A 16,709-nucleotide genomic window follows, 5' to 3' on the forward strand; every position below is an offset into this window, starting at 1 on the left:
GGTCGAGGCGTCAGCGGCCCGACGTGAACTCCTCGTACGCGTCGCAGACCTCGGCGGAGGGGCCGTCCATGCGCAGGACCCCGGCCTCCAGCCAGATCGCCCGGTCGCAGGTCTCGCGGACCGTGCCGATGCCGTGGCTGACGAGGAAGACGGTGCCGGCGCGCTCGCGGAGCTCCTCGATGCGGGCCTGGCTGCGGCGCTGGAAGGCGGCGTCGCCGGTGGCGAGGGCCTCGTCGATCATCAGGACGTCGTGGTCCTTGGCGGCGGCGATGGAGAAGCGCAGCCGGGCGCCCATGCCGGAGGAGTACGTGCGCATGGGCAGGGAGATGAAGTCGCCCTTCTCGTTGATGCCGGAGAAGTCGACGATGCCCTGGTAGCGCTCGTGGATCTGCTGCCTGGACATCCCCATCGCGAGGCCGCCGAGGACCACGTTGCGCTCGCCGGTGAGGTCGTTCATCAGGGCGGCGTTCACGCCGAGGAGCGAGGGCTGGCCGTGGGAGTAGATCCTGCCGCGTGCCACGGGCTGGAGGCCGGCGATCGCGGAGAGCAGGGTGGACTTGCCCGAGCCGTTGGAGCCGATCAGGCCGATGGCCTCGCCCTTGTACGCGACGAAGGTGACGCCCTTGACGGCGTGCACCTCGCGCATGCCGGGGGCCGGCTTGCGGGAGAAGATCCGGCTGAGGGCGGCGGTGGCGCCGCCCTTGCGGCCACCGGAGCCGTGCACCTTGTAGACGACGTGGACGTCGTCGGCGATGACGGTGGGGACGCGCGTGGCGTCGACCGCCACGGACGGTGCGCGGTGTGCGGGGGCGGTTGCGGTGTCAGCCACGGCCGTACTCCTCCTCAGCCTTCCAGAAGTAGATGAATCCGCCGACGCCGGCGAGCAGGGCCCAGCCGACGGCGATCGCCCACACGTGGTGCGGGAGCGCGTGCGGGTCGAAGCTGTCGATCAGCGCGTAGCGCATCAGGTCGATGTAGACGGCTGCCGGGTTGGTCTTGAGCACGACGGTGACCCAGTGCGCGAGGTGGTCCTTGCTGAGCATCTGGTCGATGGACCACATGACCCCGGAGGAGTACATCCACGTGCGCAGGATGAACGGCATCAGCTGGCTGACGTCCGGGCTCTTGCTGCCGATGCGGGCCATGACCATGGCGACGCCGGCGCAGAAGACGGCCATCAGGGCCAGGGCGGGCGCGGCCAGCAGCCACCTCGGGGCCGGGGTCTGGCCGCAGGCGAGCAGGAGCAGGACGAGCGCGCCCATGGTGACGAGCAGCTGCTGGAAGAGCTGGACGACGGTGGACAGCGGCAGGCTGGCGCGCGGGAAGTGCAGGGCGCGGACCAGGCCGAGGTTGCTGTGCACGGCACGGGTCGAGGCGTTGATGGAGCTGCCGATGAAGTCCCAGACGAAGACGCCCGTGATCAGGAACGGGATGTAGTCCGGCACGTCGTGGCTGGCGTTCATCACGATGCCGAAGATGAAGTAGTAGACGGCCGCGTTGAGCAGCGGGGTCACCAGGTGCCAGACCTGGCCGAGCCGGGCCGTGCTGTACGTGGCGTGCATCCGGGCGGTGGCGTACGCGGTCACGAAGTGACGGCGGCCCCAGAGCCGGCGCACGTAGCTCGGGAGCGGGGGGCGGGCGCCGCTGACGGTCAGGCCGTGGGCCGCCGCCAGTGCTGCGAGTGAGGCGGGTGCCGCCGGTTCCGTCGCGGGTTCGGCGGGGTGGGTGGTCACTGTCACGGGGGTCGCTTTCGACGGGGGTCGGGGCGTCGGTCGGCGATGGGACGGGTCCGTATCGTCGCTACGGCGAGGTTAGGGCGCGGCACGTCGGAACGCAACCGTATCGTCGCGACGAGCTGGTCCCGGCGTGCCCGGCTATGCTCTGTGCATGACCACCGACCCTGCCGCCGCCGCTCCCGCCCCCGCTCCCGCCCGCCGTGCCCCCGCCGGGGCCGCCGTCCTGCGCGAGGACGTGACCGAGGCGATCCGGGCCGCGGTACTGGACGAACTGGCCGCGGTCGGGTTCTCGCGGATGTCCATCGAGGGGATCGCCCGGCGCGCGGGCGTCGGCAAGACGGCCGTCTACCGGCGCTGGAAGTCGAAGCTGCACCTGGTGCTCGACCTGGTGGGGGCCTTCGCGGTGGACGGCCTGCCGGTGCCGGCCACGGGCTCGCTGTACGGGGACGTACGGGCCCTGCTCGAGGTGATGTCCCACGTGCTGCAGCACCCGGTCGCCTCGGCGGTGATCCCGGACCTGCTGGTCGAGGCGGCCCGCAACCCGGAGATCGCGGACGCGGTGCGCGGCGCCCTGCTGGAGGGGGAGCGGCGGATGGCCGAGGGGATCGTCTCGGAGGCGGTGGCGCGGGGTGAACTCGCGGCGGGAACGGACCCGGGCCGGGCGCTGGACCTGGCGATCGGCCCGCTCTACTGGCGGCAGGTCGTCGTGCGCGACGCCGTGCCGGCGCAGTACCTGGACGACCTGGCCCGATCGGTGGTGGCGGGCCTGACGGCCACGTCGTCCGCGTCCTGACGCGGACGACGTGGCCGCCGAAGCCGGGGCCGCGGGCTACGGCCAGAGGCCGGGAGTCGTCAGCGGGGCCAGTGTGGGTTCGGGGGTGGCGGAGGGGGTCGGGGACGGGGCCGTGGGAGCGGGGCGGCGCTCCGCGAGCGGGACGACGGGCGGGACCGCGGCCGGCTGGCCCAGGAAGACGCGGCGGACGACGCGCTCGGCCGCGCGGCCGTCGTCGTACGAGCAGAAACGGGAGCGGAACGCCGCTCGCAGCTGCGCCGAACGCGAGCCCTGCCAGTGGCCGGTGGCGAAGATGTCCACCAGCTCGTCCTCGGTCCGGGCGATCGCTCCCGGCGGGCACGACCGCAGGTCGAAGTAGGTGCCGCGGGCGGCCTCATACGCCTCCCAGTCGTCCGCGTGGATCACGATCGGCCGGTCCAGCGCCGCGTAGTCGAACATCAGGGACGAGTAGTCCGTCACCAGCGCGTCCGAGGCCAGGCAGAGCTCCTCCACCGACGGGTACGCGGAGACGTCGACCAGGCGCGGGTGGCGCACCTGCCGGCCGGGCGCGTCCGCGTACGTCAGGTGCGTGCGCGCCAGGATCGTGAAGCGCGGGCCCAGATCGCGCAGCACCCGCTCGAAGTCGAGGTGCTCGGGCCGGCTGCGCCGGTAGTCGCGGTGGGTCGGCGCGTACAGGACCGCTGTCGAGCCCGCCGGGATGCCGAGGCGCTCGCGCAGCGCCAGGACGTTCTCCAGGGTGGCCCGGTGGAAGGCGTCGTTGCGCGGGTAGCCGTACTCGAGCGTGGTGTACGAGGAGGGGATCGCCTTCTCCCACACCAGGGTGGAGTGCCGGTTCGCGGAGAGCAGGTAGTCCCACTGGTCCGCGCCGCGCAGCAGGCCCGCGAAGTCCGTGGTGGGAGTGGCCGCGGGCCGGTCCTGGAGGTCCAGGCCGACCCGCTTGAGCGGGGTGCCGTGCTGGGTCTGCAGCAGCACCTGGCCCGGCCGCTTGACCAGGGCGCGGTCGAAGTTGACGTTCGTGGTGAGGTACGTGGCCCTGGCGAGCGCGGTCCAGTACGCGGCGGAGCCGGGGCGGAGCATCGCCGTCTGCGGCGGCAGCGTCGCGGCGTGCCGAGGGTCGCAGATCCACGCCGTCCGCATCCGGGGCGCGAGCTCGCGCAGCTTGGCCTCGACGGCCGCCGGGTTGCAGGCGTAGCCGCCGTGCCAGTACGCGGAGAAGACCGCCAGCTCCGGGCGCAGCGGCAGCAGCCGCTGGACGCGGTAGTGCAGGCGCAGCGCGCTCTCGCGCAGGCCCCGCCACAGCGACGCCCCCGTACGCCCTGCCGCCAGCGCGGCCGAGCGGAGCAGCGAGAGCGTGCGGTACGTGCGGCGCACCCCGAACCGCATCAGGGTGTGCCGGATCCGGTCGGTGCGCGACAGGGACAGCGGCCGCGAGCCGGCGGCCCGGTAGCGGCGCAGCAGCCCCGAGGCCCGGTGGAAGAACTCGGCGCGGCTCTTGCGCGGGAGGCGGTGCGGGTCCGCGTACAGGGCGCAGAAGTGCTCGGCCATCCGCCGGTGCACGGTGGGGCGCCAGCGCTCCAGCTCGGGGCGGCCGGCGAGGTACCCGAAGACCCGGTCGTACTGGTCGAAGATGTCGAGGTGGCGGAGGCTGGTGGTGGTCAGGATCGAGCCGGTGCGCCGCTGGCGGTAGTGCACGCACACCCGGTCCAGGACGGCGAGGGACTCGGCGGCCAGCAGCGCCGGGTAGGTCCAGGGGGTGTCCTCGTAGAACCCGGGCGGGAACTCCAGGCCCTCGCGCTCCACGTACTCGCGGCGGTAGGCCTTGTTCCAGACGACCATCAGCATGCCGAGCAGGGCCGGGCGGTCCGCGAGCCGGAAGCTGGCCGGGCCCTCCTCGGACAGCCGGTGCGCGAGGCGGTTGCGCACCAGCTCCCCCGTCCAGAAGGTGCGCGCGTAGTCGTAGACGAGGACGTCGGGGGAGCCGGTGTCCTTGAGCCGGTCGGTGATGGCCTGCAGGGCGCCCGGGGCGAGGGTGTCGTCGCCGTCGAGGAAGACCAGGTAGTCGCCGGTCGCCCGGGCCAGGCCCGCGTTGCGGGCCGGGCCCAGGCCGAGGTTGTGCGCCAGGTGCACGGCGGTCACCCGGGCGTCCCGCGCCGCGTACTCGTCGATGATCGCGCCGCAGGCGTCCGGGGAGGCGTCGTCCACCGCGATCAGTTCCAGATCCGGGTAGGACTGGGACAGGACCGAGTCCAGACTCTCCTGGAGGTATGCCTGAACCTTGTACGCGGGCACGATGACGCTGAACCGGGGCACGGCACATCCAGGGGTCGGCGTGGGCATATTGCCCAGCAACCCCCGGCGTGGCGATCGGGTTACGCAGCGTGTGGCATTCGGGTTACCGAGCGTCAACGCCGCACGTCAACGAGGCTGTGGGAGTTACTTGACCGCCCCCGCCATCACCCCCGTGACGAACTGCCGCTGGAAGGCGAAGAACACCACGAGCGGCACCACCATCGACAGGAACGCGCCGGGCGCCAGCACGTCGATGTTGTTGCCGAACTGCCGGACCTGCTGCTGGAGGGCGACCGTGACCGGCGGGTGCGCCGAGTCGGCGAACACCAGCGCGACCAGCATGTCGTTCCACACCCACAGGAACTGGAAGATGGCGAGCGAGGCGATCGCGGGCGCGCCCAGCGGCAGCACCACCTTGGTGAACAGCCGCAGTTCGCCCGCGCCGTCGAGGCGGGCCGCCTCCAGCAGCTCGCGCGGGATCTGCGCGAAGAAGTTGCGCAGCAGGAACACGGCGAACGGCAGCCCGAACGCGGTGTGGAACAGGACCACCCCGGCCGTGGTCCCGAACAGCCCTATGGCGCCGAACAGTTCCGATACCGGGATCAGCGCCACCTGCACCGGGACGACGAGCAGCCCCACCACGATCAGGAACAGCCAGTCCCGGCCCGGGAAGTCCAGCCAGGCGAAGGCGTATCCGGCGAGCGAACCCAGGACGACCACGAGCAGGGTCGCCGGGACCGTGATGGCCACCGTGATGAGCAGGGCGTTCGTGATGGTGTCGTTGGCCAGCAGCCGCTCGTAGTTGTCGGCCGTCAGCCGCGTCGGCGCGGTCAGCGCCTGCCACCAGCCGCCCTTGTTCAGGTCGGTGGGGGAGAGGAGGGAGGAGATCAGCAGCCCGAGGGTGGGCAGCAGCCAGAACAGCGCGGCCAGCACCAGGAACACGCGGACGGCCCCCGAGGCCGCGCCGGCCGCGAGCCGGCCGGCCCGCGCACCGGCGCGGGGAACGGGGCGGGCACCGGCACGTTCTCCCGGGCGGGCCTGGGCGGAGGCGCTCATCGGGAACCCTCCTTCCGCAGCCTGCGGATGTTGTAGAGCATGACCGGGACCACCAGCGCCAGCAGCAGTACGGCGATGGCGCTGCCCAGCCCCGGATCGGCGTCGGTGCCGAAGGAGGTGCGGTACAGCTGGAGGGCGAGCACGTTCGCGTCGTCCTGCACCGAGCCCGGAGCGATCACGAAGACCAGGTCGAAGATCTTCATCACGTTGATGACGAGGGTGACGAGGACGACCGCCAGCACGGGCGCCAGCAGCGGCACCGTGACCCGGCGGAACACCTGCCACTCGTTCGCCCCGTCCACCCGCGCCGCCTCCAGCAGCTCCCGCGGTACGGCGGCAAGCCCGGCCCCGATCAGCACCATCGCGAAACCGGCCCACATCCAGACGTACGCCCCGATCACCGCCGGGGTCACCAGCGTCGGGCCGAGCCACTCCACCCCCGCGTACGCCTCCCGGAAGTTCGACGCCGGCAGCCGCAGCAGGGCTCCGTCGGCCTTCGCGGACAGGGTGAAGGTGCCGTCGGCGCGGGCCGTGGCCGAGTCGACCACCTTGCCGTCCTTGACCGCCTCGATCCGCATCCCCGCGAAGCCGGACTCGGTCGGGTCGACGCCGTTCGTCCGGCCGCCGCCGCCCCGGGTGAAGTCCTGCCAGGCCGTTCCGGTGACCTTGCCGGGGTCGGCGGGCGCGGCCCGGGCCGTACGGGTCCCTTCGGGCAGGTCCTCCGGAGCCACGCCGACCAGCGGGAGCAGCACCGGTACGCCCGCCCGTACGGGATCCCGGGTGGTGAAGCCGCCCGCGGCGGCTCCGGCGGCCGGGACCAGCGGGGAGTCGCGGCCCGGACGGGCCTTGGGGAAGGCGGAGGACTCCGCGAAGGTGTCGTGGACCCCGACCCAGACCGCGTTCGCGACCCCCCGGTCGGGGTCGTGGTCGTACACGAGCCGGAAGATGATGCCCGCCGCCAGCATCGAGATCGCCATCGGCATGAACACGAGCAGCTTGAACGCCGTGCCCCAGCGCACCCGTTCGGTGAGCACCGCGAAGATCAGGCCGAGGGCGGTGGCCGTGGTCGGCGCCAGCACCACCCACAGCGCCGTGTTCTTCAGGGCCGTGCGGATCGTGTCGTCGTGCAGGATCTCCTGGTAGTTGCCGCCGCCCACGAACGTGTCGCCGGAGCGGTCGAAGAAGCTGCGGTAGACCGAATAGCCGATGGGGTGCACGACGAGCGCGCCGAGCAGCACCAGGGCGGGCAGGAGGAACGCCGCCGCGACGATGCGGCGGCGCCGGGCCTCCGAGGACCGTGAAGCCGAGGGGGGTATGGCCTGGGTGGGCGCGGTGGCCTTGGCTGCCACGGGATCAGTTCCCGTAGGCCTTGGCCGCGTCCGCCTCCAGTCTGGCCTGGATGCCCGCCACGTCCGACGGGTTCGCCAGGAAGTCCTGCAGCGCCTTCCACTCGCCCGCGCCCGGGGTCCCGCCGAACGCCGCCGGAGCCTGGTCCGACATGTCGAAGCGGAAGTCGTCGCCCGCCGCGATCAGGGCCTTGGCGATGTTCCGCTGGATGTCGTTCGGATAGGCCTTCGTGTCGACCGACTTGTTCGGGGAGACGAAACCGCCCTCGCGGGCCTGGATCTCCGCCGCGTCCGGTGAGGCCAGGAACGTCAGCAGCGCCTGCGCCCCGGCCGACGGCTTCAGCGCGACCGCGACGTCACCGCCCGAGACCACCGGCGCCTTGCCGCCGACCGCCGGGAACGGGAAGACGAGGGCGTCCTCGCCCACCTTCGCCTCGGTCTGCGCGATGTTCACCGCCACGAAGTCGCCCTCGAAGACCATCGCGGCCGCCGGCCGGCCGCCCCCGGTGAAGGTCTGCGTCACCGACTTCGGGAACTCGGTGGCCAGCGCCCCGCTCGGGCCGCCCGCCAGGAAGTCCTTGCGCCCGAACAGCTCGCCGAGGGTGGTCAGCGCCTGCTTGACGCTGTCGTCCGTCCACTTGATCTGGTGCTTGGCGAGCTGGTCGTACTTCTGCGGGCCCGCCTGCGAGAGGTAGACGTTCTCGAACCAGTCCGTCAGGGTCCAGCCGTCCGCACCGGCCACCGAGACGGCCGGGGTACCGGACGCGGAGAGGGTGTCGGCCGCGGTCAGCAGCTCCTTCCAGGTCTTCGGCGGCTGCACGCCCGCCGCCTCGAAGGCCTTCGCGTTGTACCAGACCAGCGACTTGTTGGCGGCCTTGTAGTACACCCCGTACTGGGTGCCGTCGACCGCGCCGAGCTTCTTCCAGCCGTCCGAGTAGTTCTTGTCGAGCTGCGCCTTGGCCTCCGGGCCGACGGGCTGCACCCACTTGTTCTGCACCGCCGAGACCAGGGCCCCGACCTGCGGCAGCAGCGCCACGTCCGGCGGCTGGCCGCCCGCGATCTTCGTACCGAGGAAGGTGACGATCGGGTCCTGGGCCGGGACGAAGGTGACCGTGGCACCCGTCCGCTTCTCGAACTCCTTCAGGACCTTCGTGAAGTTCGCCTGCTCCGGCCCCGTCCAGACCGCCGCGACCTCCAACTTCTCGCCGTTCAGCTTCGGTAATTCCACCCGCTGCCCGGCCGTGGACGCCTCACCGCCCTTCGGCGGGCCGTCCTTCTTGTCCCCGCCGTCCCCGCACGCGCTCAGCGCGAGGGCGCCCGCGGCCGCCAGTGCCGTCCAGGCGGCGGCGTGGCTGCTTCTACGGTTCGTCGTACGGCTCGTTCCCTGCCTGCGCATGGCTCTGCCCCCGATGCCCGTGGTGTGACTGGTCCCACAAGGTCTACGCCGAGCCGCGCACCCCCGCAATACCGCCTCAGCCGTGTCGCCGCGTGTCGCGGGGTCGGGGTTCGGGGCTCACGGCGCCGGGGCGGCCGGCGGGGCGGGCGGGAAAAGCACGGGTATCGCCGAGACCAGGTGCGAGGCCCGGTCCAGGGCGCTCGCCAGCAGCGCCAGGTCGGTGGGCCCGTTGCCCAGCTCGCGCACGGGCCGGCGGGCCGGAGGATCGCCCATCCGCTCCCACTCCACCGGCACCACGGTCGGCCGCTGCGTCGCCGTCCGCGGGATCCGGCCGGTCACCCGGCCGGCCTGGAACGGGACCGTCCGCCCGTCCGCGTACCGCAGCAGGCCGCGGCCGGGACCCGGCTGGTCGGGGGCGTCCAGATCGATCCGCAGCGGCTTCGAACGGGACAGCTCGCTGTCGGCCGTACGGTCCGGGCGGGCGCTGGCCGCCACCAGGTGCACGCCGAGCCGGGCGCCGTCGCGGGCCACCGCGTCCAGCGCCCGGACGACGGAGCCGGCGGCGGGGCGGCCCGTACTGCCGAGCCCCGGCGCGACCAGCGCGTCGAAGTCGTCCACGAGCACCACCAGCCGGGGCAGCGGGCTCGGCCCGGCGGGCTCGGTGCGCGGGGCGGCCGTGCGCAGCCGGAGCGTGCCCGTGCGCTGCGGGTCGAGGTCGCCGAGCAGCTCGCCGGGGCCGGGCCGGCGCGGCGAGACCATCCGGTGGGACACCTCGTGCCGGGCGTGCCACTCGGCGAACGGAACCCCGTCCAGGAGCTCGGCCCGGCGCTTCAGCTCGGCGCCGAGGGCCTGCGCGAACTCCCGCATCCGGACGGGGTCGCAGGCCACGAGGTGGGCGGCGACGTGCGGGAGCTCGGTGCAGGGCTGCAGCCCGTCGCCGCGCTCGCCGCCGGCCCCGTCCAGCAGGACCAGGCCCAGCCGGTCGGGCCGGGCGGCCGCGGAGAGGGAGGCGGCCACCGACCGCAGGAGCTCGGTACGGCCGCTGCCGGCGGGCCCCTCGACGAGGAGGTGCGGACCGTCCTGTACGAGCTCGGCCCCGACCGGCCCGCGGCGCCCGCTGCCGAGCACGAGCTCGGCGCGGCCGCCCACCTCCTGCCCCTGGTCGGTGGCGGCGGCCCAACGGGCCATCAGGGAGGCCGGGGTGGCCCGGGCCAGCCCCAACTCGTCCAGCAGGCGTGCGCTGTTCGGCAGCGCGGCGGCGACGGCCCGCCGGGGCGCGGCGGGGGAGGGCTCTGCGCGCAGCGGGGCCAGGGCCCGGGCGAACCGCTCGGCCCAGGCCGCGGAGACGGCGTCGGCGGTGGCGGTGGTACCGGGCGGGACCGGCTTGCCGCCCGTCACCGTGAACGTCCGTACGGTCGTGGCCACATCGCCGCTGAGCAGGGCGACCGCCCCGCAGTCCCGGAAGGCGGGGCTGCTCGCGCAGGCGGCTTCGTACGTCTCGGCGAGCGGGGAGGCGGGCGTGGCGGCCGGGGTCTCGGCCAGCACGAGGACGTGGATCCCGGCGGCCGGCCCGTGCGAGGCGAGCCGGCCGGTGATGTCGCGCAGCGCCCCGGAGCCGGGATCGCCGTCGACGACGAGGAGCGTGTACGGGCCCTGGTGGGCGTCCGCGGCTTCGCGGACGCTGCCGGGGTCGGCGGCGGCCCAGTGCGTGCCGAGGGGACTGTCGTCGAGGCGGCGGGTCAGCTCACCGGTACGGGCGGTGGCCTGGTCGCGGTCGTACGCGAGGAGCAGCCGGCAGTCCTGGCCGTGCGCGGCGCGCACGTGCGGCAGCCAGCCGAGCCACCCCCAGTCGCCGCGCCGCTCGGCGACACCGCGCGCCCGGTCGGCGGCGAGGAGCACGATCTCCAGCTCGCCGGGCGCGTGCAGCCCGGCGAGCTGGGCGACGACGGACCGGGCGACCCCGGTCAGTCGCGCACGGGGCCCGGCGATGCCGAGCGAGCCGACGTCCTGGAACGCGATCCGGCTGCCGGCCCCGAGGCCGACGTCGAGCTGCCCCCGGGGACGGGACCACAACCGCCGGGTCGGCCCGAGCGCGGCCAGCAGCAGCGCGGCAGGATCGTCGGCGTCGGGCACGGCGGCCACGGCCGCCTCGGCGATTGCACTCCCGTACGCGGGCCCCTCGTCGCCCCGGACCCACTTCCGCGCCCAGGCCCCGATGCCCCGCCGGAGCCCTCCGCGCTGTTCACCCCCGGCCCGCTCCCCGCCGGACCCCTCCTGCCCGCCCGCGCCGGGTTCGGCTGCGCCCCGTGCGGCGCCGGGGGAGCCGTGCGCCGCCGCGGCCCGACCGGCCTGGTCGGCGCCGGGCGTGCCGATGTGCAGGCCCGTGCCCGAAGCGGCCCCGGAGGGCCCGCCGGGCGCCGAGCCCGGGCGGGATCCGGCTGCGCCGCCCCACCCGGTGCCGCCGGCGCCGGCCCGGCCCTCGCCGGACGGTGTCCCGTGCGCCGGGCCGTGTTCTGCTCCGTCGGTCCGGCCCGGCCCGGACGGCCGGCCGGAGGTCCGGTCGGCGCCGGGGGCGCCGTGCTGTGCGCCGGCCTCGGCGGACCGTCCCGCGCCGGAACGCCCCGCGTCGGGGCCGGCCTCGCCGGAGGTGTCCCGGGGCGGGCCGGCCAGGGAGAGGTGGCCCTCCAGGTCCGGGACGACGGGGAGCGGGGACGCCGCGTCGGGAGCCAGGCGGAGGGTCGATTCCCCGATGCGGAGCAGCGCACCCGGCGGCAGCGCCACCGGCTGCGCCCCGACCACCGCACCGTCCACCGTCGTGCCGTTCGTCGAGTTCAGGTCGGCCACCGCCACCCGCCCGTCCGGCATCACCGTCACCGCGCAGTGCAGCCGCGACACGTCCGGGTCGTCCAGCGGGACATCGGCGTCGGCCGAGCGCCCGATCCGGATCGCCCCGGGGTGCAGCAGGTGCACCCCGCCCGCATCCGGGCCCGCCACCACGTGCAGCTGCGCGCCGTCCGTGCCGTCCGGCAGGACGTCCGGCACCGGCGCGTGCAGCCCCAGCACCGCCCCGTCCACGAGCGGCGGCTCACCGAGCACCCGCCGCTGGAGGTCGAGCCGCTCCGTACCGGCGTACAGCACGACCGTGCCGCCGGTGTCGGGTCCGCCGACGGTCGCCGCCAGGCCGGAGGCCACGGCGGCGAGGGCGGTGCCCACGGGCGCGGTGACGAGCACGTCACAGCCGGCGGGCGCGGTCTGGTGGCCGCTGCGCGACCCAAGGACGGTCAGCCGGATCTGCATCGCCGTCAGCGGTCCCTTCTGCGCGGTGCGCGGTGCGTGCGCCCGGCAGGGGTACGACGGGCGTGCCTGCCCGATCAACCCCCCACCCGGCACGGCGCGTCGTCCGGTCAGGTCTGCCCGGAAGGCGGGGCTCCCGTCCCGGCCGTTCCGTACGGGTGCATCCTCGCACCTGTCACGGACAACACGCCCGGCACCGGCCAATAAATGATCTTGAATGATCACACCCCTCGTCCACCCGGGGTGCGCATCCGGTCATACGAGCCGACGAAAGCCGAGGAAGGCCGGGGACCGCAGGGCAACCCCGGGGAAAATCGCCCCCGGCATACCCCGCCAAACATCACTCTTCGTATATATGTGCGGCAACCAACCCCCGGCACCCCGCGTCTTCCCCGGGGACACCCCCTAGAGTGGGCCGGAAAACGAACCACGAAACGAACCACAGCAGGACGACAGCAGGGAGCGCGAGACGTGCGGCCAGTCGGCAGCAAGTACCTGCTCGAGGAGCCGCTCGGACGCGGCGCCACGGGCACCGTCTGGCGTGCCCGCCAGCGGGAGACCGCCGGCGCGGAGGCAGCCGTCGCCGGGCAGCCCGGCGAGACCGTGGCCATCAAGGTCCTCAAGGAGGAGCTGGCCCAGGACGCGGACATCGTCATGCGCTTCCTGCGGGAGCGCTCGGTCCTGCTGCGCCTGACGCACCAGAACATCGTGCGCACCCGCGACCTCGTCGTCGAGGGCGACCTCCTCGCCCTCGTCATGGACCTGATCGACGGCCCGGACCTGCACAAGTACATCCGGCAGAACGGCCCCTTCACGCCGGTCGCGGCGAGCCTGCTGACCGCCCAGATCGCGGACGCGCTCGCCGCCAGCCACGCCGACGGCGTGGTCCACCGCGACCTGAAGCCCGCCAACGTCCTGCTGGACGAGCGCGGCGGCCAGATGAAGCCGATGCTCACCGACTTCGGCATCGCCCGCCTCGCCGACTCCCCGGGCCTGACCCGCACGCACGAGTTCGTCGGCACCCCCGCCTACGTCGCCCCCGAGTCCGCCGAGGGCCGCCCGCAGACCTCCGCCGTCGACGTCTACGGCGCCGGCATCCTGCTGTACGAACTGGTCACCGGACGCCCGCCGTTCGCCGGGGGCACCGCCCTCGAAGTGCTCCACCGCCACCTCAGCGAGGACCCACAGCGCCCGGCCAACGTGCCCGAGCCGCTCTGGATCGTCATCGAGCGCTGCCTGCGCAAGGAGCCGAACGAGCGCCCCAGCGCCGAGAACCTGGCCCGCGGACTGCGCGTGGTCGCCTCCGGCATCGGCGTGCACAGCGCCCCCTCCGAGGTGGAGGCGGCTCTCGGCGTCGGCGCGCTGCTCGCGCCCGACCCCTCGCCCGCTCCGGTCCCCGAGACCCCGGGCGGCGCCGCCGACCCGACCCAGGTGCTGCCCGGCCGTGCCGCCGCCGCGTCGCCGATGGGCGCGTACGACCCGAACGGCATGACCAGCGTACTCCCGCCGGTCGGCGCCGCCGACGCCACCTCGGTGCTGCCCAGCACGGGCGGCCCCGGCGCGGACCCGACCTCGGTCATGCCCCCGGTGCAGCAGCCGGACCAGCCGCACCCGTGGCAGTCGCAGATGCAGGCCGCGCGCGACCGCAACGAGCAGACGCAGATCCAGTACCTCGACCCGAGCGAGGACCCGCTGCGCCGGCGCCCGCAGCGCCAGGCACCCCCGCCGCCGCAGCAGCCCCCGCAGTACCGGCAGGGCCCGCCGCAGCAGCCGTACCAGCAGCAGCGCCCCCAGCCGCCGCAGTACCAGCAGCCTCCGCAGCAGCAGCCGTACTACCAGCCGCAGCCGCCGCCCCAGCAGTACCAGCAGCCGCAGCAGCCCCCGTACCAGCAGCAGCCCCCGCGGCAGCCCCAGCGCCAGGCGCCCCCGCAGCAGCAGCCTCCGCAGGCCCCGCCGCAGCGCGCGCCCCGGGAGCCGCGCGAGCCGCGTCGCCGCAGCGCCAACCCGGTCAAGATCCCGGGCCTGGGCTGCCTCAAGGGCTGCCTGGTCCTGATCCTGCTGTTCGTCGTGGCGGGCTGGCTGGTCTGGGAGCTCACCCCGCTCCAGGAGTGGGTCGGCACCGGCAAGGGCTGGTGGGACCAGCTGTGGACCTGGGGCTCCGACATCGTCGACTGGGTCGGCGCGATCGGCGACGCCACGGGCGGCGGAACGGGCACCGGCACGCCCTGAACGGGGCCCTCGTAGCGCCGACTTCGTGGATTTGTCGACTTCTGGGACGTGATTTCGCCCCCAGAAGTGAAGGTCGCCGCGTTCCGGGGCGTCCAACCCCCACCCGGCCGCGTAGCTTTGGTGCGTACGCCAGCCGCTGAGGGAGCAGTCGTGGCACGGAAGATCGGCAGCCGGTACACCGCGCACCAGATCCTGGGGCGCGGCAGCGCGGGCACGGTGTGGCTGGGCGAGGGGCCGGACGGGCCCGTCGCCGTAAAACTGCTGCGCGAGGACCTCGCGTCCGACCAGGAGCTGGTCGGACGCTTCGTCCAGGAGCGCAGCGCGCTGCTCGGCCTGGACCACCCCCACGTCGTCTCCGTCCGCGACCTCGTCGTCGACGGCAACGACCTGGCCCTGGTCATGGACCTCGTACGCGGTACGGACCTGCGCACGCGCCTCGACCGGGAGCGCCGGCTCGCCCCCGAGGCGGCCGTGGCGATCGTCGCCGACGTCGCGGACGCGCTGGCGGCGGCGCATGCGGCCGGGGTCGTGCACCGGGACGTGAAGCCGGAGAACGTCCTGCTGGACATGCAGGGGCCGCTGGGACCGGGCGGATCGCACCCGGCGCTGCTGACGGACTTCGGCGTGGCCAAGCTGATCGACTCGCCGCGGCGGGCCGCCGGGGCGCCGGGCGCGCGGGCCTCGGCCCCGACGACCCGGATCATCGGCACGCCGGACTACCTGGCGCCGGAGATCGTCGAGGGCCTGCCGCCGCGGGCGGCGGTGGACATATACGCCCTGGCGACCGTCCTGTACGAGCTGCTGGCGGGCTTCACGCCGTTCGGCGGGGGCCACCCGGGGGCGGTCCTGCGCCGGCACGTGACGGAGACCGTCGTCCCCCTCCCCGGGATCCCCGACGAGCTGTGGCAGCTGATCGTGCAGTGCCTCGCGAAGGCGCCGGCGTCGCGCCTTCGCGCCTCGGAGCTGTCGGTCCGCCTGAGGGACCTGCTCCCCCTGCTGGCCGGGATGCCGCCGCTGGACGTGGACGAGCCGGACGAGCCGGAGCCCGAGCCGGAGTCGGTGCAGCCGGCGGAAGCCGACGGCGGCCCGGTCCGCCGCCGCGGGGTGGTCCCGCTGGTGCCGGGCTCCGCGACGGACTCGAACCGGGACACGCACACCTCGATGCGGGTACCGGGGCCGGACGAGCTGGCCGGGGGCGCACTGGGCACGGCCCGGGTCCCCCGCCCCGCGGGCGGCCACCGGCCGGGTTCGGCCCGCCACCGCGCGGAGACGGCCCGCAAGCGGCGCCTGGCGCTGACGGCCGGAGCCGTCGCCCTGGCGGCGGCCCTCGGCGTCGGCGGCTGGCTGGCCGCCTCCGGCGACGAGCCGCCACCCCCGAAGGACAGCAAGCACTCGGCCCCGTCGAAGCCGTAGCCGCCCTCTGCGCAGCCACCCGGGGCTGCGGGGCGGGTGGCGCCCCGGCGGCCCCGCAGGGGCTACGTGCCCGAGGCGACGAGTTCCGGGTGCCAGCGGCGGGCCACCGCCGGGTGGGCCCGGGTCCAGCCCTTCAGCTCGTTGCGGCCGTACTCCGCGTGCAGCGGGTTCGACGCGTCGTGCGCCACCCCCGGCGCCGAGCGCAGGTACTCCCCGGGAACCGTCTCCACCACCGCGTCCAGCCGCGGGTTGTAGAAGAACGGCACCGAGTACCGCTCCACCGCCCCCGGCGGGCTGACCACCCGGTGGTCCGTGGCCACCAGGTATCCCTCCGTCGCGATCTCCAGCAGCTCGCCCAGGTTGACCACGAACGCCCCCGGCATCGGCGGGACGTCCAGGAACCCGTCGCCCCGCCGGACCTGCAGGCCGCCCACCGAGTCCTGCAGCAGCAGCGTCAGGAAGCCGTAGTCCTTGTGGGCCCCGACCCCCTGGTCGGCGCCGGTCGGGGAGGAGCCCGGGTAGCGGATCAGCTTCGTGTGCAGGTGGGGCCGGTCCGCGAAGGCCTCGTCGAAGAAGTCGGAGGGGGCGCCGATCGAGGTCAGCAGCTCCTGCAGCAGGCGGTGCGCCACCGCGGCCAGCCGGGACTGCCACTCCAGCACGACCGGACGCAGTTCAGGCAGGGCCTGTGGCCACTGGTTCGGGCCCTCCAGCCACAGGTACGGCGGGTCGCCGGGGCCCACCACCGGCGCCGGGCGCTCGGCGCCGACGTCCAGCTGGTCGCGCCAGTCGGAGGCCCCGCCGGTCAGCTCGTGGCCGATACGGGTGTAGCCGCGGAAGTGCGGCGAGTTCAGGTTGCTCACGGCGAGCCGGTCGGCCTCGGGCAGGGCGAAGAAAGCCCTGGTCAGCTCGAGGATGCGGGCGGTCTCCGCATCGGTGATGCCGTGCCCGGTCAGGTGCAGGAAGCCGGTGTCCCGGGCTGCCGCGTGCAGCTGCTTCAGGAAGTCGGCCCGCTGGGTCGGGTCGTCGGCCTGGGAGAGATCGATGACGGGAAGAGAAGTGTGCGCGGACGGCATGACGGCTCCGTTTCGGATGTCACGGGGTCCTGTTCCCCAAAGGGTGTCGGGGCAGCGGATGGGGAGGGCCGCCGGCAGGGATGG

Annotated in this window: 11 protein-coding genes; 3 read left to right on the forward strand and 8 right to left on the reverse strand. The window is 74.3% G+C overall.

What is annotated here, in order from left to right; all coding sequences use genetic code 11:
• Nucleotides 1-10: 10 nt before the first annotated feature.
• Complete coding sequence (locus tag AB5J51_RS24415; RefSeq protein ID WP_240805422.1) at nt 11-829, reverse strand: ABC transporter ATP-binding protein; 819 nt, start codon at nt 827-829, stop codon at nt 11-13.
• On the reverse strand, nt 822-1,739 hold the full coding sequence (locus AB5J51_RS24420; protein WP_166663165.1) for an ABC transporter permease: 918 nt from the start codon (nt 1,737-1,739) through the stop codon (nt 822-824). Before AB5J51_RS24420 ends, AB5J51_RS24415 begins: the two co-directional genes overlap by 8 nt.
• Before the next feature lie 148 nt (nt 1,740-1,887).
• Between AB5J51_RS24420 and AB5J51_RS24425 the strand changes: the two genes are divergently transcribed.
• Entirely contained in the window at nt 1,888-2,529 is a 642-nt protein-coding gene (locus tag AB5J51_RS24425; RefSeq protein ID WP_369778643.1) for a TetR/AcrR family transcriptional regulator, read from the forward strand.
• A gap of 36 nt (nt 2,530-2,565) precedes the next feature.
• Here AB5J51_RS24425 and AB5J51_RS24430 read toward each other — a convergent pair whose 3' ends face one another.
• From AB5J51_RS24430 to AB5J51_RS24450, 5 genes are all read right to left on the reverse strand, one after another.
• Complete coding sequence (locus AB5J51_RS24430; protein ID WP_369778644.1) at nt 2,566-4,839, reverse strand: CDP-glycerol glycerophosphotransferase family protein; 2,274 nt, start codon at nt 4,837-4,839, stop codon at nt 2,566-2,568.
• Between the two features lie 123 nt (nt 4,840-4,962).
• The gene (locus tag AB5J51_RS24435) at nt 4,963-5,874 is read right to left on the reverse strand and encodes a carbohydrate ABC transporter permease (protein WP_133897890.1); all 912 of its coding nucleotides are present in this window, start codon (nt 5,872-5,874) and stop codon (nt 4,963-4,965) included.
• Entirely contained in the window at nt 5,871-7,190 is a 1,320-nt protein-coding gene (locus AB5J51_RS24440) for a carbohydrate ABC transporter permease (RefSeq protein WP_369780305.1), read from the reverse strand. The genes AB5J51_RS24435 and AB5J51_RS24440 overlap by 4 nt, the downstream gene beginning before the upstream one ends.
• A gap of 37 nt (nt 7,191-7,227) precedes the next feature.
• Nucleotides 7,228-8,616: an ABC transporter substrate-binding protein gene (locus AB5J51_RS24445; protein ID WP_369778645.1), complete on the reverse strand. Its 1,389-nt coding sequence runs from the start codon at nt 8,614-8,616 to the stop codon at nt 7,228-7,230.
• A 117-nt stretch (nt 8,617-8,733) separates the two neighbouring features.
• Nucleotides 8,734-11,913 carry an FHA domain-containing protein gene (locus AB5J51_RS24450; RefSeq protein WP_369780306.1) on the reverse strand — a complete coding sequence of 1,060 codons (3,180 nt, stop codon included), beginning with the start codon at nt 11,911-11,913 and terminating at the stop codon, nt 8,734-8,736.
• 468 nt (nt 11,914-12,381) lie between these two features.
• Between AB5J51_RS24450 and AB5J51_RS24455 the strand changes: the two genes are divergently transcribed.
• Both AB5J51_RS24455 and AB5J51_RS24460 read left to right on the forward strand, forming a co-directional pair.
• On the forward strand, nt 12,382-14,139 hold the full coding sequence (locus tag AB5J51_RS24455) for a protein kinase (RefSeq protein WP_369778646.1): 1,758 nt from the start codon (nt 12,382-12,384) through the stop codon (nt 14,137-14,139).
• Between the two features lie 150 nt (nt 14,140-14,289).
• Nucleotides 14,290-15,552, forward strand: coding sequence for a serine/threonine-protein kinase (locus tag AB5J51_RS24460; RefSeq protein ID WP_369778647.1), 1,263 nt, complete (start codon nt 14,290-14,292; stop codon nt 15,550-15,552).
• A gap of 62 nt (nt 15,553-15,614) precedes the next feature.
• Here AB5J51_RS24460 and AB5J51_RS24465 read toward each other — a convergent pair whose 3' ends face one another.
• Nucleotides 15,615-16,625 (reverse strand): isopenicillin N synthase family oxygenase, encoded by a 1,011-nt coding sequence (locus AB5J51_RS24465; RefSeq protein ID WP_053784897.1) that lies wholly within the window; start codon nt 16,623-16,625, stop codon nt 15,615-15,617.
• Nucleotides 16,626-16,709 lie beyond the last annotated feature (84 nt).

Origin of the sequence: Streptomyces sp. R33 (assembly GCF_041200175.1) — a bacterium.
GTDB lineage: Bacteria > Actinomycetota > Actinomycetes > Streptomycetales > Streptomycetaceae > Streptomyces > Streptomyces katrae_B.